This is a genomic window from Thermovirga sp., from assembly GCA_012523215.1.
Classification (GTDB): Bacteria; Synergistota; Synergistia; order Synergistales; family Thermovirgaceae; genus 58-81.
This window is the reverse complement of the sequence record JAAYIZ010000258.1, coordinates 1-2,173: the sequence shown is the minus strand read 5'-3', so window position 1 is coordinate 2,173 and position 2,173 is coordinate 1. Positions and strand designations below refer to the sequence as shown.

The 2,173-nt window shown below is 52.0% G+C and carries 2 protein-coding genes; both read right to left on the bottom strand.

The annotated features are described in order from the left end of the window. Positions 1-248: 248 nt before the first annotated feature. A complete protein-coding gene (dctP, locus tag GX108_07070; GenBank protein NLO56791.1) occupies positions 249-1,262 on the bottom strand; it encodes a TRAP transporter substrate-binding protein DctP in 1,014 nt (337 codons plus the stop codon). 110 nt (positions 1,263-1,372) lie between these two features. Next, on the bottom strand, positions 1,373-2,173 hold an 801-nt coding region (locus GX108_07065; GenBank protein ID NLO56790.1), incomplete at its 5' end, for an ornithine cyclodeaminase family protein.

The following is a 2,173-nucleotide window of genomic DNA, read 5'->3' as shown; positions in this document are numbered from 1 at the left end:
GATTCTCAACGGCCCTTCCGTTACAGCGGCGCCTTCCTTCTTTTCCTTTTCAAGATAGGTTTCAACAACCATGGTATTCACCCTCTCGTACCACCCAGAATTTGAATTCTGGGCACTATCTCTAAACTCTCTTTTCCCAATTGCCAGACCATGGCTTTCCCGAGGTCTTTGGAACAACCCGGGGGACTTGCGCCCCCCGGATCATTGCGAAACTCATATTGAAGCGGGAAGTACCATGCGTTTGCAAACTATTTCTTCAGCACTTCCATCGTTCTATTAAAGTATTCCTCGCCGATATCTCCCTTGAGTGCCGGCCATACTTTCTCCTCCGCCTTTTTAACTATGACATCGAATTCTTCCGGCTTGATGTAGATAACCTTTACACCAAAATCGGCCAGCCTCTTTTCGTTTGCCTTTTGAGCTTCGGGAGCAGCTTTCCATCTCTTGGCCTCTAGTTCACGGCCTAGCCTCGTGAGAAGATCCTGGTCCTCCTTGGAGAGCTTATTCCAAAGATCCTTATTCATGTACCAAAACCACATTTCAAAGTGGTCATTAATGACAAGGTACTCCTTCATGAGGTCCCTGAGGTCTGCATAGTACCCCTCGGCCCCTGCTCCGATAGCCCCGTTGACTATGCCCGTCTGCATGGCCGTGAAGGTCTCGGCCCAGGGAATGGGGGTGGCCATGTATCCCAAAGCATCAGCGGTCAACTCATAGGATTTGATCGGCGGGACGCGGATCTTGATGTTCTTGGGAACACTGGGGTCTCCTGGAGCCGGGGCTTCTTTGCCCAGCGCGATTCCTCCAAAATAGTTCGGCCATCCTGAGATAAGATGAATGTTCTCCTTCTTGTCGAGAACCTCATCCACTACTTGGTACACTACCCCTTCCGTGCCGAAGAGTTTCTCCGCCTCTTCGTAATTAGTGGCCAGGTATGGCGCAGCTGTGAGATTCAGGGCCTTGGAGACCGTCGTACCCAGGCAGGCCAACTGCATCTCGATGGCACCCATCGATACTCTTTCCTGGACGACAGTATAGTCACCCAGTTGGCTTGCGGGGAAAATGTCGATCACGATCCGTCCGCCGGATTCTTCCTTGATCTTTTCGACAAGCCAGTTAACGTCCTTGTCGACATCCGTCCCGGTGGGCCTGATGTGACCGATCTTCCACTGGTACTGCGCCGCCGCGACAGCCGTGCCGGTCGCTGTGACCATGACGGCCACCAACAATGCGGCCCCAAGAATCAACCATTTCGTTCTCATCTCTTTCCCCTCCCCTTTTATATTCATTTTTTCCTTGCTGTTCACTGGCAACATTCCACTGTCACCAGTGAAATTTCCCCTTTATCAGGCCAAGAAGATTCCTTCTTGACCTAGATAAAGGGAAATTCCCTTCCCACGCCTTTTTCAAGAGCTTTTAGGTAAGCCAGAGTAGCAACGGTAACATCCATCGCCCCTGTACCTATGGGAATGCAGAGGATCCTTTCCTCCGGGTTTTCTCTGCCCTTCTTCTTTCCTGCAACGACTTCCCCTATGGTCCCGTACAGGTCCTCTTCCCCGAGACGACCTGATTCGCTGACATCCTTGAGCGCTCCCCTGTGCAAAGTCTGCCCGACATGATCCACGATGATCTTGTCCACTGAAAGGATCAGTTCATCCTCACACTCTCTGAAGGAACCCAAGGGACAGACGGTGACACCTTCACCTATCATGTCGTTCCTGATGAACTTGTTCCGGGCGTGGGTTACCGACACAACCGCGTGGGCTCCCTTGACGGCGTCTTCCGGCCTGTCCATTACCCTTATAGGCACCCCAAGTTTGGCGGTCATTTCTTCTGCAAAGATCTTAGAAGCTTCTTTCTTAATATCAAAAACCCGGAACTCCTTTACCTTGAAAGCGGTGGCAATGGCTTCAGCCTGGGTCCGTCCCTGGGCTCCGGCTCCATAAAGAGCTATTACAGGGTTTTGGGGTTCTGATACCAGGTATTTCAGGGCAACCGCTGTCTGGGCCCCTGTCCTGAGAGCCGTCACGAGGGTTCCATCCATGACGGACAGGAATCTACCATCCCTGGGGTCAACGAGGAGGATCATCCCGCTTATGTAGGGCAATCCCTTCTTCGGATTATCTTCCCATCCCCCTATAAACTTGATCCCTGCTGACTCAAGCCAACCGAT